Raw genomic sequence first — 17204 nt, 5'->3', positions numbered from 1 at the left:
TAATACTTACTCCGATCCTTTTCTTGCAAATACAATTCCAATCGTCTTAATCAATATTTTAAAATCCAGTCCCAAACTCCAGTTATCAATATATTCACAATCCAGCTTTACAACTTCTTCGAAATCTTTGATGTCAGATCGACCGCTCACCTGCCACATGCCTGTAATACCTGGTTTCATCGCAAGACGACGCTTGTGGTAATTTGAGTATTCATTAAACTCATTAACGGTTGGCGGTCGAGTACCAACTAGAGACATATCGCCGAGCAGGACGTTAAAGAACTGTGGAAATTCATCTAGGCTGGTCTTTCGAATGAACTTTCCGACCTTCGTGATGCGCGGGTCATCCTTCATCTTAAACATGAGGCCATTCATTTCGTTCTGCTTCATCAGCTCTGCCTTGCGGGCTTCCGCATCCTGGTACATCGAGCGGAACTTATACATCTTGAACTTTCGGCCATTCTTTCCCACACGTTCCTGTGCGAAGATGATCGGTCCTGGCGAATCCAGCTTGATGATGATACCCAGCGCCACGAAGAGGATGACCGCCACGACGGATCCGATGATACCACCCAGAATATCCATTACTCGTTTCGCAGCTGCATACCGTAACTTCGCCGTCGGCTGTTCGAAAATAATCATCGGAATTTTATCCAAATATGCGAGACGCGATACCGTCTTTGGTACATACTTTTTCGTCTTACGTGTAAGCCTCTTTCCCAGACGCTCGATACTTGGCATGTTGAGATGCACAGCGATGCCCATCTGGATGAAGTTCTCTACGGCTTCGACAATCAGTGGCGCTTCATTATTCGGTACGACGATGAATATTTCATCGATGGCATTGGCGCGAACCCACTCCACAAGCGTTTTTGCATCCGCCACTACCGGAACATGATCGATTTCTTCCAGCACTTCGCGATCAGCCTTCGCTTGTTTCTCAGTCTCCAATAGTTCCTCATTCTCTACTTCTGCCGGTGAATGCTCCCGGTTTTTCTTCTCATCGATCAGCATGATGCCAGCGATACGCCGTGACCAGTCATTCTTCAGCTGATCTGAAACTGAAGCAGCTCTGGCGCGCGTGGTAACGATACCTACAATCGTCGCCGCATTCGTTTTATAAAAGTTTGCGATGATCAGTTGCTGGCCTATATAAAGAAAAACCGTCAGCAACACCAGATGCAGGCTGAGCGTTCCCACGAAGAAATATCGAGATTCTGTGATGTCATTCTTCTGAATCAAAAGTATGGCCGCCCAAACACCTGCGAAAAACAGCGTGCCTTTGGCCGACTTCCAGACGTAAGCCGAGATCGGTGCCCGTTCAAAGGCATACTTTCCATCGTAAAGTGCCAGTGACATCGCAAGTAATTCGGCTACAACTGCCGGAAGAATGGCGAGCTGTAAGATATTACCTGCCATGAACTCATGCGTCAGCTTCGAATAGTTGCGAAGTATCAGAATCGCTATGCTCGTAGACAGCAATACCGTCATGATATATATGGCCGCCGTAATCAGTAATTCCAGTTTTTTACGTTTCATATAAGATGCAAAAGATGAGCAAACAACCTGTCCGTCGTTTGCTCATCGCTTCTCCTTGTGTGTTATAGAACGATGACACCTAAGATGTCTTTCTCCAGCTTACGAAGCATCTGAAGCTCTTTCTTGATGTCCTGTAGACGAGAAACACCCAGCTGTTCAATCAATACGACCTTGTCTGCATCCTGCAGCTTCTGAACAGCCGCCACGTTCTCATTTATATTTCCAGCAGAAACAACTTCTAGACCCGTCACTTGCAGCTTTTCTTTTAATGCAGTAGCTACATCATCAAAATCAGATGCCTTTGCATTTCCAGAGAGAAGAAGCTTTGATGCATTGCTCTTCTTCATTTGTGCCGCAATATTGGCAGCCCCAAGTGCATAAACGCATTCCAGTGATTGCTTATCCTCTGAGATACCATTCATCCGAGTGATCAGCTTATCCATTGAATTCAAACGATTTCTAATCGGAGCGTGATAATCTGCGAGCACCATTAGACCGTAATTATCATTTAAGTAATTACAGGACATTAATGTTCCCGAAACAATATATTGCATGGCATAATATAGCGCCATCAAAAACGCACCAGCCACCGCGCCAAGCAGTGCATACTTTATACTCTCCTTAAGAACCGAACTTTTGGAAGTTCCTGCCGGTGCTGCCGGTTCCTCTAGTTTAGCTAGCTGATCCTTGCAGGTAAACAGCATCTCCTGCATATCCGCAACTCCCTGCATATAGTCCTTCTGTAAAAGATCGATGCTTGTTTGATATATCACATCACTCTCACTGGTTCCGTCGTTGAACACTGTTCCGATCGGTATCAGGCTACCAGCATCTTCACCGATATACGACGAAACCAGTTCCAAATGGTAATAGGTAACAGGTGCAGCCATCGGCGAAGCTGCGTTTTGCAGTTCAGCCCGAACTGCATCTGTAATATCCTGTACCTGTTTTTCGGATTCTCCCACAATCGTAACGCGAAGAATCTTCGCCTGATAGTCTGTCTGCACATACACCAACTCGGACAGTTGCTTCTGGCTCAAGTTCAGCCCATTCTTTTTACTTATATCGCTCAAGATGGTCCCATTCTGTATCAGAGATGCATACGTTCCAAGAACACTATTCATTCGCTGATTAATAACAGGTTGGATACCCTTATCATTTTCCAGAAGTGCATCATCCTTCGTAGCATTCACGATATACGTCAGTGTGCTCTGATAAGCCGCATCTGGATTAAGGTTCATGAGAATCGATTGATCATGATATTCTCCTTTTTTCTGTATCGATTGAGTTAATACTTTAATCTGATCCTGCAAACGTTTTTTATTGATCGTATATTCCTCAAGCTCAGATTCATATGCTTCCTGATTTTCTGATATATCGCCACTTTTCAGCTCACTAAATCCCTTTACCAGCTTAAAACCACCCAGTAATGCACAGAAGCATATAGCACACACTAAAAGTTTACGCCACTGACGAAGGATATAGTACAGCAGATCGCGCAGGCTGATTTCGCTCTCATCCTCTTCGTTGTAACTGATATTCTGATACTGGTCCATGTAGATCTCCTTCATTTCTTCTTATGCAGAGTATTTTATCATAGAATCTTCGAAAAACAGCGTATATCTATGAACTTATAAGAATTTTCCTCATAATCTTAATACTTCATTTCATCACTTCTGGATTTTTAAGCCCACCTTAATATGATCGATCACAAATTTATCTTTTAAAACAAGCAGACTGCATCCGTATATCACGACGCCCGTGATAATCATGCAAGCGGTATAGAGCGGTGATGGTGCGAAATAACTGTTTTCTATGCGCAACACGATCAGCATTACCACCCCTGCACAAATATACTTTGATGAGCGTTGCAGGATTTCCCTGATCGACAGTTCATGTTTCACTAGGTATAGCTGATACACTTCGATGACGGTTTCCGCAAGCACGGATGCGATCGCTGCGCCCATCGACATCAGCGATGGGATGAGCAACGCATTAAAGCATACGTTCACCGCTGCGCCGAGCAGAACCGTTTTGGTATACAGATTCTGGCGATTCGTGGGAATCAGATACTCATTTCCTGTAATCGTATTGATGCCGATGCTGATCAGCAGGAGGGCAAGAATTTTTAAAAGAAGGCTTACTTTTGCATAGTCCGGCCCCAGAAACCATGGAACGAGATTATCTGAAATCCCGATCAGCCCGAAGCTCATCGGGATCGCAACCGCCCATACATATTGATAGGATTTATACAGATACTCTTTTACTTCCTCCAGCTTTTCCTGCGCGAAGCAGCTGCCGATGCGCGGAATCATCACCGTGCTCAGCGAGGTAACGAGCGTCTGCGTAAGTCGCGCAAACTTCATCGCCTCTTCATAGTATCCATTTTCAGCACCGACACCTGAAAACAGGCCGATCATGGTTTTATCGAGAATCGTATAGACCTGAATGGCGATCGTCGGAATAAACAGTGAAAGTACCGTTCTGATATCCGAAAATGGACGGACTTGGGCGAAATCAGGTTTCTGAATAAGTGTAGACAGCCGCATCCACTGCGACATATTTGCTGTAAGCGTTCCTAAGCACAGGATCAGGCAGTAGATCGGCAAATCACTCTCATGATGAACGAACACGAAAATGGAAAGAACGATCAGTATGCGAAAAAATACGTTTTTCCGCATAATCGTGCCAAAATCTTCTATCCCCTGATAGAACCATGAAATATCAAAAATCACCGAGATGATATTGATCGACAGAATGCAAAACAGGAGTTTAAATTCACTAAAGAAAGAGAAAACAAAATATGCGGCGATGGTCACAGCCGAAGTGGCGAAGCGAAGAAAAAAGACATTCCAGAACGCGTCGCTTCTTTTCTCTATGTCTTCCTGAACATAGGATATCTCGCGTTGCGCATAGGTCGTCGTACCAAGATTTGCAACCAGCACGAAATAAGAGGCCACCGAATTCACAAACGAAAACGTGCCGACGCCTTCCGGCTGTAAGGTCCTCGCAACATACGGTGCCGTAACCAGCGGTGTGAGCACCGTAAGAAGCTGAAAGATCATATTCCAGATGTAGTTTTTATGTATACTTTTTTGATGCATGATAATTTTGTACTGCCTGTCCGATCATCAGAAGCAGTGAATTAAAGTAAAGTGTTTGTACCTTATCCTCAAATATCCCATGTATAGCCATTAGGGAAAACATCCATAGCATCACTCTCATACGACGGATACGACAGTAATCCATCGTAAGCACGAGAAGAACCAGCGCGATGATACAAAACACGACGCCATATCTCAACAGCAGATTCACATAAACATTATCCACATAATTATAGTTTCCATTTACCGGATTTCCAGAGTTATCTAATCCAGAACCCACAAACCAAATTTCCTGTCCTAAAAGTTTGATTTCATAATCATGAAGGGCCGCATGTGCTAATGATAAACGGCCCCCAATCATCTGATTCAATTTATCCATCCATGCAATCGAACCATCATAGAACTTCGCTCCCAGATAGCTGAAGAAAGCCACCAGCGGATAAATGATCATCGCGAGACGATCCGTCCATTTCCAGAAAAGCTTCTGGCTTCTTAATATGTTCGGATATATCTTCGTGACCACTATCGCAATCAGAACTGCCAGCGTCAGTCCGCCAGATAGATCCGCCTTGCACCAGCGATAGGTACAGATCGTAAAGAACAGCAGTACCATCATCTGCCAGACTTCTGTTTTTTCTTCTTTCACCGCAAATGTCATGATACCTATATTCAGAAGATAAGCCGGAATCACCAACGGATAAACAAAGCCGAATGCATGACGCAGCGTCTCCTTTTCCGTCCAGGTTGCATAAGAAATAAATCCATGAATAGACGCCTGATAGATGACTGCTATTCCAGCGATGGTATTTAATATAACGATTCGAAAGATCTTTTTATAATCTCTATCCCTGGACGCAAATATCAGAAGATATCCTGCCGCAATGGTCGCCGTTTCGTTTCGATCGACGATATATCCGAACAGAAGCACGATGGCAAGTCCTAAATAGTCCCTCCAGTTATAGCGTCGAATCCAAACGAACAGCATCACTTCTCGCAGCATCAGAACCGCGATCACCATCGCCATACCGAGGAGATAAACACGCGATGGCACAAGTGCCATTGCGGTAGATGACCAGATGATACTCAGTGACCAGTACAGTACAAGCGCCATGTTAAACATCACATCCGCGATCGTATCAATATATTTTTTATGTATATCGGTGTTTATCAGCATCTTCACTCATTTCTATCTCGAACACTATGATCATTTAATTCCGGGGTCTGCTGTGCTCTGTCCATCGGGTACCCCCTCTGTGCTCTCTGGTATGAATATAATCTTTACCGTATAGAAGAGGATTCGTAAATCAAACAGCACAGACCGCTGTGCGATATAGATCAGGTCGAGCTTCAGCTTATCGAGCGGTGTGGTATTGTACTTACCATATACCTGCGCATAGCCGGTAAGACCGGCCTTCACTTGAAGGCGAAGGTCAAACTCTGGAATTTCCTTTTCATACTGCTCCGCAATTTCCGGACGCTCAGGACGTGGCCCAACCATCGCCATATCACTCTTCAGAATATTAAATAGCTGCGGCAGCTCGTCGATGCGAAGTTTCCGAATAACCTTTCCAACCGGTGTGATCCGGTCATCATGCACATTCGAGAGTTGTGCGCCATGTTTTTCCGCATCCATTTTCATACTACGGAATTTTATGATTTCAAACCGTCGACCGCCCTTCGTTAATCTGGTCTGCTTATAAAACACAGGTCCACGATCATATAGCTTGATGCTGATCGCTGTCATCAGCATCACCGGTGATAAAAGGATGATAGCCACCAGTGAAATCACGATATCCGAGCATCGTTTCGTGAAAGGATAGTACCAGGCCACAGGCGTCTTTCGATTTCTAAGGAAAGGCGTATCAAAGGAATGAGAAACCTCATCTCCCAGTATCAGGAGATCACCGATATCCATCGAGATATGGATATCCTTTTGATGCGCATTGCAGTATAAGATGATTCTGTCCTTTACTTCATCCTTTACATCACAAAGATAGGCATCTTTACACTGCTTCAGTGTTTCAAATATCAAAGAAAGCTCTTCCGATTCATGCATAACCCCCACAACCTGATATCTCTGCTTCTTTTCTTTGATTTTTACCAGAAGACGCTTATAATCCTCTGAGCCATAGATAATCACCAGCTTTCGAGGCTCGTCAAAGCGTGCATATAAACGATTAAAGATAAAGGTAATTACAAGAATGAGGAAAAACTGAATAAAAAACGCCAATAAAAAGAGGCGAACACGAATTCTCTGAAAATTATGGAACCAAAAGAAGGCCGCGATGAACAGTACGCCATCGCTGATGCCATACGCCAGCATCTGCGAGAAAGCCAGCTCCTGCAGACGATACAATCCGATCTTATGTGCATCATACATCTTCGCAAAGAAGAAATAGACAATGCAGTATAGTAAGCCTACCAGCAGTAAGGTCTCTGTGCCGAAAAAGCCTTCACTCCATCCGGGTGCGACATTCCAGTACCAGATCGCATCCGCGGTTCCAAATGCAATCACGAGACTCAACGCCACATACAGCATTTTCAATGTCTTCTTCATATTTTCTTTTTGCGTCATGCTCCTATGTCCCCTAAGTTTGAAAATGCTAGAATCAAAAATACATTGTAATAAAAATTAATGGTATAGGTCTCACTTAATCCGCCGATCGCCGCCACGAGCAGTGCCGCAAACAGGCAGAAGCGTTTCTCCTTAAAAGTCTTCCACATAAAACAGGTCGTATATATGATAAAGAAAGCTAATGTGACGACTCCTGTAATAATGAATAATCTCATAAAAGAATTATCCAGATAAAAAGCGCCCGATATGATGTTTTCTCCTCCGGATGTATTCGTAATTTCATAAACCCGCTGACCAAAGGCAGTGATCCCGTACTCCTCTAAAGCACGGCTGTTAAAAAACAGTCGTGCCATAAACGTCTGTAGATATTCCGGAATTTTCACTTGATCCATCGTCTCCAGCAGACGATAGACAGCGATTCCGCCCATCGAAAGAAGCGTCGCCCAGATATAGGCGCCCGAAGCTAAAGCAACCGTGATATAAGAGGTTTTTCTCCATAAACAGCCTGACGCTTTTACCACCTCTACTCGCTTGTTCTCCTGTCTCCATTTCCAGATGTCATAGACCGCACAGAGGAGGATAAATGCGAGAAAACAAATGGTCACGGTTCTTGCATGCGTATATCTATAATCCAGATACACGATTTCCAGAATCAGCGCATATCCTATGAGCGTCTCGCGTTTACGTCGAAGACAACGATACATCATATAGAAATATAGCAGCTTATCCGAAAAATGCGAATAATAGATGAAACCAAAGAAATGTCGCCCGTCGTCTGAAATCCGATATGCGATATAGCCATTCATCGATGCAAGATATGTCACACACAGGACCAGGAGCCCGATAATTAACGATTCTTTCAAAATGATATCCGCAGATTTTCGATCCGTCGCCCCTATCAGAATCGTCAGAATCAGAATCAGCGATGAGCCACCACCGAGCAAAAACTGCAGTATCCCTATGGTCAGAATGAGTATTTTGACAGCATTGATTCTGAGATCACTTTGTAGCGCAAGGCTCAGAGCCCATAACACTAGCATCACTGCCGTTGTCCCCATATAAACCATGTTTCGAATATGAGGAACGTATGTCCACTGCATGAATTCTGTAGTCCCAACCAGGGCACTAAGGAACAGCGCAGCATACACCAGATAGTATGCGAGATTAATCCATTTCTCGTTTTGTCTGATTCTCCCTGTAATCTTAGATATCATTTCCTATCCTTAAAAAGAGCTGTCATCTGCCATATTAGTCAAATGAGTGGTTTCCTCTCAGTTTATTATATAAAGGTGAGCGCAGGATTCTGTCCCATGTATCATTCGTGAAGTGAAGTCGATTCATCAGAACGAAAATACGGTACTTTTTCTTTATAGAAGCAGCGACATCCAGTGCCAGCGCAGCACACTGTTTATACTGCTCCGCAGCTAGTCTACGCCCTTCCTTTCTGTCCGGATCCGACAGAAGCACGATGGAGAAATAGCTCATCAGCAGCGCTACGATCTTCTGTGCGACATAGTCTCTACCGGACGAATCCTCCATCGTACTGTAGCGTTCCTCCATAATCTTCAACACAGTCTCTGTCTGCTTATGGCGCTTTACCTGATTCACTCTGGACACGCTCTGATCGACGTCTCCGATACGATATTCGTAAACAAAGATATCCATCGGCGTGATGCTCTGCGCCAGACAGCACGGAAAAGTCGCAAATACATGATCCTCATAATAGATATGCTCCGGTAAGGATTCGTTATACGCCTGATAGAAATTCGTACGATAAGTGACGCCATGAAACGTAAGGCTTCGATCAAAGGCCTTCCAGTCCTTCAAAACATCACGAAATGTGATTGCCTTTCCAAATTCTTCTGGAAAACACCGCCAGCTTCGTACCTCACCTGTCGATATATTGATCGTGTGGTACAGCGTCAGCACCACTTCACTTTCACACGCCGATAACTGCTTTATAAAAGATGGCAGACTTTCTGTATCCACCCAGTCATCCGCATCAATCACCTTCAGGTACTTGCCTGTTGCCGCAGCACAGCCAGCATTCAGCGCACCACCATGCCCTTTATTCTCCTGATTAATCAGGCGCACAGTGTCCGGATATTTTTCACAGTACGTCGCCGCAATTTCCGGTGTTCTATCCTTCGATCCGTCGTTCACGACGATGATTTCGATCTCCTCCAGCAGCTCCGATTTCAGCATACTGATGAGACATTTATCGAGGTACTTTTCACTATTATATGCAGGTATTACGAATGTCAGAATCTTCATATTTCTTTACCACTACTTTTAACTATACTGCGTCTTCAGTTTTTTCTTCATCGCCGTCACAGCTGCACCATAGAATAGATATCCGCTTCTTCTCAATATGCGAATCGCCGAATTCAGATTCGCATCGTAAATATCTCTATACTCATGCTTCAAATTCTGTTCCAGCATCTTGAACTCACTTTTACGCTTCGCAGCATCCGGCATACTGAGCAGAATCTTTATACGACTCGCATAAAAGCGGGAAATCAGCCGATCGATGTACTTCTTTTTATTCGGCTGCTCGATATCTCTGCAGTGCGCATCATAATAAGCAAAGATCGAAGCCAGCACATGATCATACTGTGTTGCATTTCGCTGCATCTTCGCCGGATCCATGCTCTGGCCCTGACGACCGATCTGATACTGATACAGAAACTCCGGCAGGAAGGCGATCGTCTCGACATACGGCATCGGGTAGAGAATGTACTCCATGTCCACATAGTAGCAGTGCTCATCGATCTGGATTTGATGCTTTCGTAAGATATCTGTACGAATCGTCATATTATGCATCTTTACATAGCACCGATCCGCGATGGATTCGAAGTCATACACCTTATGGTATTCTACGCCTGAAAAAGGTTCTGTGAACTCTGCCTTACGTTCATACGCATCTGGCGACTTCGCTTCATCTGTCAAGCGCCAATAATAATTATTATAGATGACGTCAGGAACGAGCACAGCCTTATCCCGAGCCCGAGCTTTAGCATCCGCTCGATCTTGAACAGCATCAATATCAGCATCCGCATTCGCAGCCGCTGCATCAAACGATGCTATATAGTCCAGCAATCTTTCGAGTGCTTCATGGTCCACCCAGTCGTCCGCATCGACCACCTTAAAGTATTTTCCAGTCGCCGCACGAAGACCTGCGTTAATCCCGGATCCATGACCACCGTTTTCCTTATGTACGACCTTAACGGTATCCGGATACTTTTCATGATACGCATCCGCGATCCGGGCGGTATCATCCGTCGAGCCGTCATTCACGACGATTACCTCCAGTCTTTCCGGCACAGACGGTCGTAGAAAAGACTGAAGGTTAAAATCCAGGTATTTCGATGCATTATAGGATGGCACCACAATGGTCAGTAATTTATCATTTTCGCAGCACTGCATACGCTTTCTCTCTCAATTTCTCGGGCATCACGGTCATCCCAAAGGTCAGGACACACGCCACGATGTATTCTTTCGTATTCAAATAGCCGATTTGATGCTGTTCCTTTCGAAGCTGCAGATAGCGTTTAAAATACGCCCATCCCCCTCTTCTACTCGCGAAGCGGTCACCGATTCTAGCCTTCACCAGAACTTCCGGGATGTTTGCAATCTGATAGTCATTCGCAAGGAGACGGCTCCACAAATCATAGTCCTCGAGTCCAGGGAAGTGGCGGTAGCCACCGACTGCCTCGATCGCAGACTTGCGGAACATCACCGTCATATGGTTAAGCGGATTTCGTTTCTTACCATATCGGTACAGATCCTGTGGCGATGTCGGCATATGTTTTTCACGAAGGATCATATCTTCTCCCGTAAATTCCGCAATATCACCACCGCAAGCTGCAATTTCCTGATGTTCCATCATAAACTGATATTGTTTCTCCAGACGATCGGGCATCATAATATCATCCGTATCCATCCGGGCAACCAGTTCATGTTTGCAGACTTTCATTCCAGCTTCGAGCGCTCTTCCAAGTTGAACATTTTGTTTCAGTTTTACTATACGAAGATCAGGGTATTGAGAAATTACTTCTTCCAGAGCAGACGGAATTTCTCCATCCTGCACCAGCACGATTTCATCCACTTTCAGCGTCTGAGCATATACGCTGTCTAGTGCAGACTTTAGATATCCAGCTCTTTCCTTTTTATATATACTCATCAAAACAGAAATCATAATTTACAACAAATTTTATTCTAATTCATTTAATTAACGATATAATCTTATCATATTATGATCTAAATAACCATTCACCGTAACTATTATCGCTCTCATGCCAAGCACATTTAGTTAAAATCCGACTAATACTGCAATATATATCCGATTATAAAAAGACCCTTCTTAGTTTTCTAAGAACGGCCTTTTATTGTTAATATAATAATCACTTAATTATTAGCTGCAGTTTCTGACTCCTGCATCTGAGTAAGAGCTTCTTTTACAGCATCTCCATCCATACTTGGATCAAAAGGAATTTCACCACCCGCAGGTATTGTGTCTTCAAAAATCACCGTATCACCACTCGTTACTTTATACGTATAACTATAAATATCAAAAACAGAACCAAATTGTGTATTATCCGACTTCTTCAAGCGGAAGTCCTGAATATAAGCGTTATCCGCGATTTTCTTCGTCACTTCGCTCATCAGAATTTCCACGGCATCCCCTAAAACATTAGGCTGTATGTCTACGTTCACCTGTATATTTTTATTATCATTATCGCCATCCAGTTCTACTGATTTGATAAAAGGGAAAATATCTTTTTTCAGAGACAGCGAATCAATAAGATCATTATTCAACTGAATAAAGTCAATATCGTAAGGTGCATCTGCAGGAGCAGTCGTCATAACCGGCTCTGCAGTAGGTGCCTCATAGGAAGGCTTACAAGCAGATATATTTATCGCTGTAAGAATCATAAGTCCCATCAAAATCATCTTATGCATTAATCTCATATCTTTATCTCCCAAGTTCTTTCTGTATCATATTAGTCATTCAATCGTACTCTATAATGCAACGAAGAATCATGACTGTTGCTAATCATAGCATTAATCACTCATAATGCATAGTGAAGTTTATAAATCAAATTCCTTAAGAATTTGTACATTTATGCATAAAAAAAGCTTGGGGATCTCTCCCCAAGCTTTTTTAAGATTACATCCAAGAAGGAAAATTACTTCTTCCAAGCATCAGTATTCTTGATGCTGTCATAAGTATTCTTATCAGCAACCTTCTTTACCTCACCGCTTGCATCGGTTCTGTAGTACATATCGTTCTCGTCCTTAACAGTCTTGTTCTTCACAAGAGTACCCTGCTTATTAACGAGGATATCACCCTGAGCGATATCAGTTGTTGCGATTCTTACACCAGTAAGGTCATACTCATACTTACCAGTTGTTGCATTGGTAGTTACAGTAACGTTTCTAAGACCTGCATAGTTGTTGTCATCATCGTTAGTTGGCTTTAATACAAGACCGGAAACAGTGAACTTGTTGATCTTGGAGTTGAATCCAGTCTTACCCTCACCGCTCTTAGTCTCGAAATAGAACTGGTAAGTATCATCAGAGAACTCGATGTTCTGGTAACCAGTCTTCATAGCGCCATCCTTTGCAGAATCGCCGGAGAAGTAGTAAACCTTATCGCTAGATCCAAATGACTTACCGTCATCGTTATTGCCTGCGATCCACTGATCTCTTGTCCAGTCATCGCCACCGCCGATACCAACGATCTCAGAACCAGTATCCTTTACGAAGTCAGCCTTCATACGGCCATATCTATCGAAAGCATACTTCTTGCCATTGATCTTCTTGATCTCATTTACAGCAAGTGTGCCACTCTTGTTGAAGTAGAACCATCTGTACTCATCGTCGTTGTAATCGTCCTCGAGCCAATCCTCATCAGGAATAGCGTAAACCCAAGTGTTCTTTCTCTGAGAACCATCACCATTGAGGTAGGAAATCTTCTTAGCATCGTTGAAAGAAGCGTTCTTGATATCAAGATCGGACCAAGAAGAATTGGTCTTACCCTTGTTAACAGCCCACTCATCAATCATGTGGCCATCTTCAGCGAATACATAGTAAACGCCGTTGATCTTCTTACGCTTAGCGTAACCATCCTTACCGCACTGCTTCTCGCCATCACCGTTGAAGTAGAACCAGTAATCCTCGGTATCGCCGTCTTCCTTCTCTACGTTGATCTGAGCCCAACCGGTCTGAGCGTGACCATCGTTCCAACCGTTGAAATAGTATGTTGCATCCTTCCAACGAGTTTTATCGGAGTCATCCTGAGTATGATCATCCTTCAGAGTCCAGCCATAAAGCATGTGACCCTCATCATCGAAACCGTACTTAAGGCCATTGATGGTCTTAATCTTGTTCTTTGTAAGGTCCTTATCGCGCTCAGTGGTGTATGCCTTACCATCGTTTCCGAAGTAGTACCACCAGTACTCAGCGTCGAGATCAGCATTATCATCGTCGTCCATAGCTACAGCCTTCCAGGTATTCTTTACCATAGCGCCGTACTGGTCAACATAATAGTACTTGGTCTTGCCGTTTGCTGCGGACTCATCCTCAATCAGCTTATCGGTAGCCATAACTCCGTCGCTGTCAAGATAGAACCAATTTCCGTTTGCGGACTTCCACTCGTCAACAACCTCTGTGCCATCGTTGTTCAGATATCTCCAAGCGCCTGTTGAGTTATCCCAACCTGCTGCCATGGAAACGGCTGAAAAACCAAGAGCAAGAAGTGCTGCAGTAGAAAGTGTTGCCATTACCTTTGTCTGCTTCTTCATAATAAATGCACTCTCCTTTTTTTCTTTTCGAGCCTGTAGGCTCAGTTACGGTGAGATTATACCTCTAAGCGTGTGACCTTGCAAGTCCTTTTCTTACTTGGTTCCGCGGAGGAAGTACTTGCTTCGTACTCTCTCATCATTTACGAGGTTATCTTACTGCGATTCGATCAGAAAGTATATAACAGAGTCATTACTAATTCTTACGAATTTCTTAAAGACTATTTTTCGTACTTCTTAATCAAATCTTAATAATTAACCTATGTCTGCGATTATACATGCTTTTCACAGGAATGCAAGCACTTTTTACATATTCGGTGATGGCATGCCGAGGTACATATGGACATCGCCGTCCTTCAGGGAACGGTTATCCTTCACGCCGAGGGCATCCATCCAGGCTCTGGTGGTCAGGGTGCCCCATGGGCCGCTGCCGACGCCACCGCCGTTATCGTTATTCCAGAGCCAGGCAGGTGTAGGCCAGAGGCAGGTGGTTGGTGCGATCAGTGCATAGGCATCCTGATCCACGCCCTGCTGGCCGTGGTGTGCCATCTGCACGATATCCGATTTCAGTTCGGCTGCCGTGCAGGTTTTGATCAGGTCTTTTCCGCCATCATACGCGAGATCGCCGAGAATCAGGATGGACTGTCTGCTTACACGGATCTTATAGACCAGACTGCTGTTATTGACACCGTTATAGGTATACACGCCACGGTTATTCAGCACGCGGATGTTGACATCATCGATGTTGATTTCTGTTCCTCGTCCGATACTATTTGTCACCGTGCCGACCGGCAGCTTCGTAAATGCATTCAGAAGCTGATCTGCGATGCCAGCACCTGTTGGTGATACCTGACGATACCAGTCAGGCGTAGCAAGTGAGCAGTAGATCTTATCGATTTTGATTTTTCTTCCAGTATCATTCAGAATCGCACAGAGTGCACCGACATGATCCTCATGTGGATGCGTGATCAGCCAGGCGTCTACCTTCCCGCCCTGCTGCTGGATGAGCGATGACAATTTCTCTGCATCTGCTTCCCAGCCGCCATCGATGACGATCATCTTTCCGTGTGGGCTCTTGATGACGATGCTCAAATTCTGCGCACCGGTCGTACTTGCCAGCATCCATAATTCACCCGCCCCACTTGCAGATGTAAGCGTAGTGGTCTGTATTGTCGTTCCTGGCATAGGCGCGCTCTGCTGTATGTTCACACCACTTGACGCCGGAAGTGTCTGCGCGCTGGCATTTCCCGGTGCAGATACCATCTGCGCGGTTGTGATATTCACTGGTTGCATCGTCTGCGATACAGACGTACTCGTCGAAGATGTCGTCTGTACCGCCGTCGTATCAATAATCGGTGCCGCCAGTGATGTCATCCCACACACTGAAGTCATGGTTGCAACCATCGCGCAAATCCATAGGATACTATGAAGCAGCTTATTATTTCTTTTAAGTAGTCTAAATAGATTTAAATGAAGATACATATTATTCCTTTATACTATTGATTCCCACACAGAGAAGTAGCATCAGAACTGGTGTAACGATCGGCACTGATATATTCACGATGGCTTGAACGGTATACGCGAGCATTGCAATACCACAAGCGATGGCATACCCACTCTTTGGTTTCTTAAACATCTGGCGAAGTCCAGTTACAAAGATACCAATATATGCAATGATGCCAAGAATTCCAATCGTAAGCAGATAATCGATGTATTCGTTATGTGCAGCATCAAAATATCCATAACCAGCCTGGATCATCTCGTGCTTATAGCGGTCCATAGTGATGATGTAATAGGTATCCGGGCCGTAACCGATGAGCTTCTTCAGCAGACTGGCATCTCTTGTGAAGTACTCCCAAGCGAAGCGCCAGTTTAATCCACGGCCTGTGCCCCAGCTGTCACTGAAGACAAGCACATTTCTGTACGCTCCCCAGATTTCCGGGTGCTTACCAGTATTTGCATCGATCAGTACAGCGATGACAGCCACCACTGCAAGAACAACCAATGCGAGCCAGCTCCGACGGGCGATCCGCGTCGTCTTTTCTTCGATCGCCTCCTCTTTCTTTTTAAGGGAAAGCAACAGCACAATGATCGTGAAAATCCAGAGCGTAACGGTGATCATCATAAACGCCTTCGTTTTTCCGAGCGACACGAATACGCTGCCTTCCGCTGCGATCGCCATCGTTGCATGCTGTATCGTAATCTTCGCGGTGATCAGTACGCTCGTCGCGAATGTACTGACCGCGATAAAGAAACGAGAGATATTCTTTCTCGTTGTCCAGGCCACAAGCGGAAGAAATGCAAATATCGCACCGGTAGCCAGAATGGCGTTATCACTGATACCCATGACAATCGCGAAGGAAGAAATCACAACGGCAACATATGTCAGAACGGTCTCCCACTTACATTTCGAACACACAAATAGTGCGACCGAAGCCCCGAGATGCAGAGACAGCAATGCAGTGTAGGTATTGATATTGCCCACGCTGGATGCGAAAGTATAAATGTATTCCGGTTCTGCTTCCACATGAAAGTGGAGCAAATCCAGCAAAAAGAAGTCTGTGATACCCCAGATTTCCGGGAGGCACGCCGCGATAATGTAGGAGTAAAGGTGCCATTTTTTGAAATGATAGAATCTGGTCACGAGCCAGTACGCGATGAAGAACATGAGCCAGAGGACGAGGCCGTTGAAGCGGCCGCGGCTGCCCCAGAGGGCTTCGTACTGGTAGTCGGCGAAGAGCACGGACAGGGTCATGATGAAGATCAGTGCGATGAAGCAGATGTCCGTCTTCGTGAGCTTCGTCTTCAAGACGTTCCACTTCAGATTCTCTTTCAGTTTCGCCGTGAGGGCTCCGCCGTTATCTCTTTTATCCGTAATCAGGTAGAGGATACCCAGTACCAGAAAGACGATTCCGTAGATGAGGGTCGGGATCCAGTAGAGCTTGAAGCGAAAATCGAGGATGTCGAAGTACTTGTCATGGGTTGCGAGGGGGAATACGCAGAGGTAGAACAGCACGTAGATGGTCATCAGGGTGCTGGTGATGCGGTCGAAGTGTTGCGTAATTCCGGATTTCTTTTGCTTACTCATGGAGAAGCTCCTTTATGTAATTGATTGTAAAAATATATCCATGTAGCAAATTTCAGCGCCAAATCGCCCCTTCGGTCAATCCGCGCTGAAATCTG

General features: G+C 44.8%; 13 protein-coding genes. All 13 read right to left on the bottom strand.

Annotated elements, in window-relative coordinates:
• Nucleotides 1-6: 6 nt before the first annotated feature.
• Nucleotides 7-1539, bottom strand: a complete 1533-nt coding sequence (locus tag ACTNC3_RS07985) for a sugar transferase (RefSeq protein WP_441227067.1) — start codon at nt 1537-1539, stop codon at nt 7-9.
• A 62-nt stretch (nt 1540-1601) separates the two neighbouring features.
• A complete protein-coding gene (locus tag ACTNC3_RS07980; RefSeq protein ID WP_441227066.1) occupies nt 1602-3095 on the bottom strand; it encodes a hypothetical protein in 1494 nt (497 codons plus the stop codon).
• A 114-nt stretch (nt 3096-3209) separates the two neighbouring features.
• A complete protein-coding gene (locus tag ACTNC3_RS07975; protein WP_441227065.1) occupies nt 3210-4643 on the bottom strand; it encodes a flippase in 1434 nt (477 codons plus the stop codon).
• Entirely contained in the window at nt 4621-5817 is a 1197-nt protein-coding gene (locus ACTNC3_RS07970; RefSeq protein ID WP_441227064.1) for a hypothetical protein, read from the bottom strand. The genes ACTNC3_RS07975 and ACTNC3_RS07970 overlap by 23 nt, the downstream gene beginning before the upstream one ends.
• Nucleotides 5818-5847: 30 nt before the next feature.
• Nucleotides 5848-7182, bottom strand: a complete 1335-nt coding sequence (locus tag ACTNC3_RS07965; protein WP_441227084.1) for an exopolysaccharide biosynthesis polyprenyl glycosylphosphotransferase — start codon at nt 7180-7182, stop codon at nt 5848-5850.
• 32 nt (nt 7183-7214) lie between these two features.
• Entirely contained in the window at nt 7215-8432 is a 1218-nt protein-coding gene (locus tag ACTNC3_RS07960) for a hypothetical protein (protein WP_441227063.1), read from the bottom strand.
• Between the two features lie 34 nt (nt 8433-8466).
• Complete coding sequence (locus ACTNC3_RS07955; RefSeq protein ID WP_441227062.1) at nt 8467-9492, bottom strand: glycosyltransferase family 2 protein; 1026 nt, start codon at nt 9490-9492, stop codon at nt 8467-8469.
• Nucleotides 9493-9510: 18 nt separating this feature from the next.
• Entirely contained in the window at nt 9511-10644 is a 1134-nt protein-coding gene (locus tag ACTNC3_RS07950; protein WP_441227061.1) for a glycosyltransferase family 2 protein, read from the bottom strand.
• The gene (locus tag ACTNC3_RS07945) at nt 10625-11416 is read right to left on the bottom strand and encodes a glycosyltransferase (RefSeq protein ID WP_441227060.1); all 792 of its coding nucleotides are present in this window, start codon (nt 11414-11416) and stop codon (nt 10625-10627) included. Before ACTNC3_RS07945 ends, ACTNC3_RS07950 begins: the two co-directional genes overlap by 20 nt.
• A 209-nt stretch (nt 11417-11625) precedes the next feature.
• A complete protein-coding gene (locus ACTNC3_RS07940) occupies nt 11626-12189 on the bottom strand; it encodes a hypothetical protein (RefSeq protein ID WP_441227059.1) in 564 nt (187 codons plus the stop codon).
• Nucleotides 12190-12407: 218 nt separating this feature from the next.
• Nucleotides 12408-14024: a hypothetical protein gene (locus ACTNC3_RS07935; protein ID WP_441227058.1), complete on the bottom strand. Its 1617-nt coding sequence runs from the start codon at nt 14022-14024 to the stop codon at nt 12408-12410.
• A gap of 303 nt (nt 14025-14327) precedes the next feature.
• Nucleotides 14328-15305: a ComEC/Rec2 family competence protein gene (locus ACTNC3_RS07930; protein WP_441227057.1), complete on the bottom strand. Its 978-nt coding sequence runs from the start codon at nt 15303-15305 to the stop codon at nt 14328-14330.
• A 199-nt stretch (nt 15306-15504) separates the two neighbouring features.
• Nucleotides 15505-17109 carry an O-antigen ligase family protein gene (locus ACTNC3_RS07925; protein ID WP_441227056.1) on the bottom strand — a complete coding sequence of 535 codons (1605 nt, stop codon included), beginning with the start codon at nt 17107-17109 and terminating at the stop codon, nt 15505-15507.
• Nucleotides 17110-17204 lie beyond the last annotated feature (95 nt).

Origin of the sequence: Oribacterium sp. HCP3S3_B9, assembly GCF_052064255.1 — a bacterium.
In the GTDB taxonomy this organism is placed as follows: Bacteria; Bacillota; Clostridia; order Lachnospirales; family Lachnospiraceae; genus Oribacterium.
This window is presented reverse-complemented; position numbering and strand designations above follow the sequence as displayed.

Excerpts from the sequence above, each read along its gene's own strand:
- ACTNC3_RS07985 (WP_441227067.1), bottom strand. The coding sequence starts at position 1,539 with ATGAAACGTAAAAAACTGGAATTACTGATTACGGCGGCCATATATATC.
- ACTNC3_RS07980 (WP_441227066.1), bottom strand. The coding sequence starts at position 3,095 with ATGGACCAGTATCAGAATATCAGTTACAACGAAGAGGATGAGAGCGAA.
- ACTNC3_RS07975 (WP_441227065.1), bottom strand. The coding sequence starts at position 4,643 with ATGCATCAAAAAAGTATACATAAAAACTACATCTGGAATATGATCTTT.
- ACTNC3_RS07970 (WP_441227064.1), bottom strand. The coding sequence starts at position 5,817 with ATGCTGATAAACACCGATATACATAAAAAATATATTGATACGATCGCG.
- ACTNC3_RS07965 (WP_441227084.1), bottom strand. The coding sequence starts at position 7,182 with ATGCTGTATGTGGCGTTGAGTCTCGTGATTGCATTTGGAACCGCGGAT.
- ACTNC3_RS07960 (WP_441227063.1), bottom strand. The coding sequence starts at position 8,432 with ATGATATCTAAGATTACAGGGAGAATCAGACAAAACGAGAAATGGATT.
- ACTNC3_RS07955 (WP_441227062.1), bottom strand. The coding sequence starts at position 9,492 with ATGAAGATTCTGACATTCGTAATACCTGCATATAATAGTGAAAAGTAC.
- ACTNC3_RS07950 (WP_441227061.1), bottom strand. The coding sequence starts at position 10,644 with ATGCAGTGCTGCGAAAATGATAAATTACTGACCATTGTGGTGCCATCC.
- ACTNC3_RS07945 (WP_441227060.1), bottom strand. The coding sequence starts at position 11,416 with ATGATTTCTGTTTTGATGAGTATATATAAAAAGGAAAGAGCTGGATAT.
- ACTNC3_RS07940 (WP_441227059.1), bottom strand. The coding sequence starts at position 12,189 with ATGAGATTAATGCATAAGATGATTTTGATGGGACTTATGATTCTTACA.
- ACTNC3_RS07935 (WP_441227058.1), bottom strand. The coding sequence starts at position 14,024 with ATGAAGAAGCAGACAAAGGTAATGGCAACACTTTCTACTGCAGCACTT.
- ACTNC3_RS07925 (WP_441227056.1), bottom strand. The coding sequence starts at position 17,109 with ATGAGTAAGCAAAAGAAATCCGGAATTACGCAACACTTCGACCGCATC.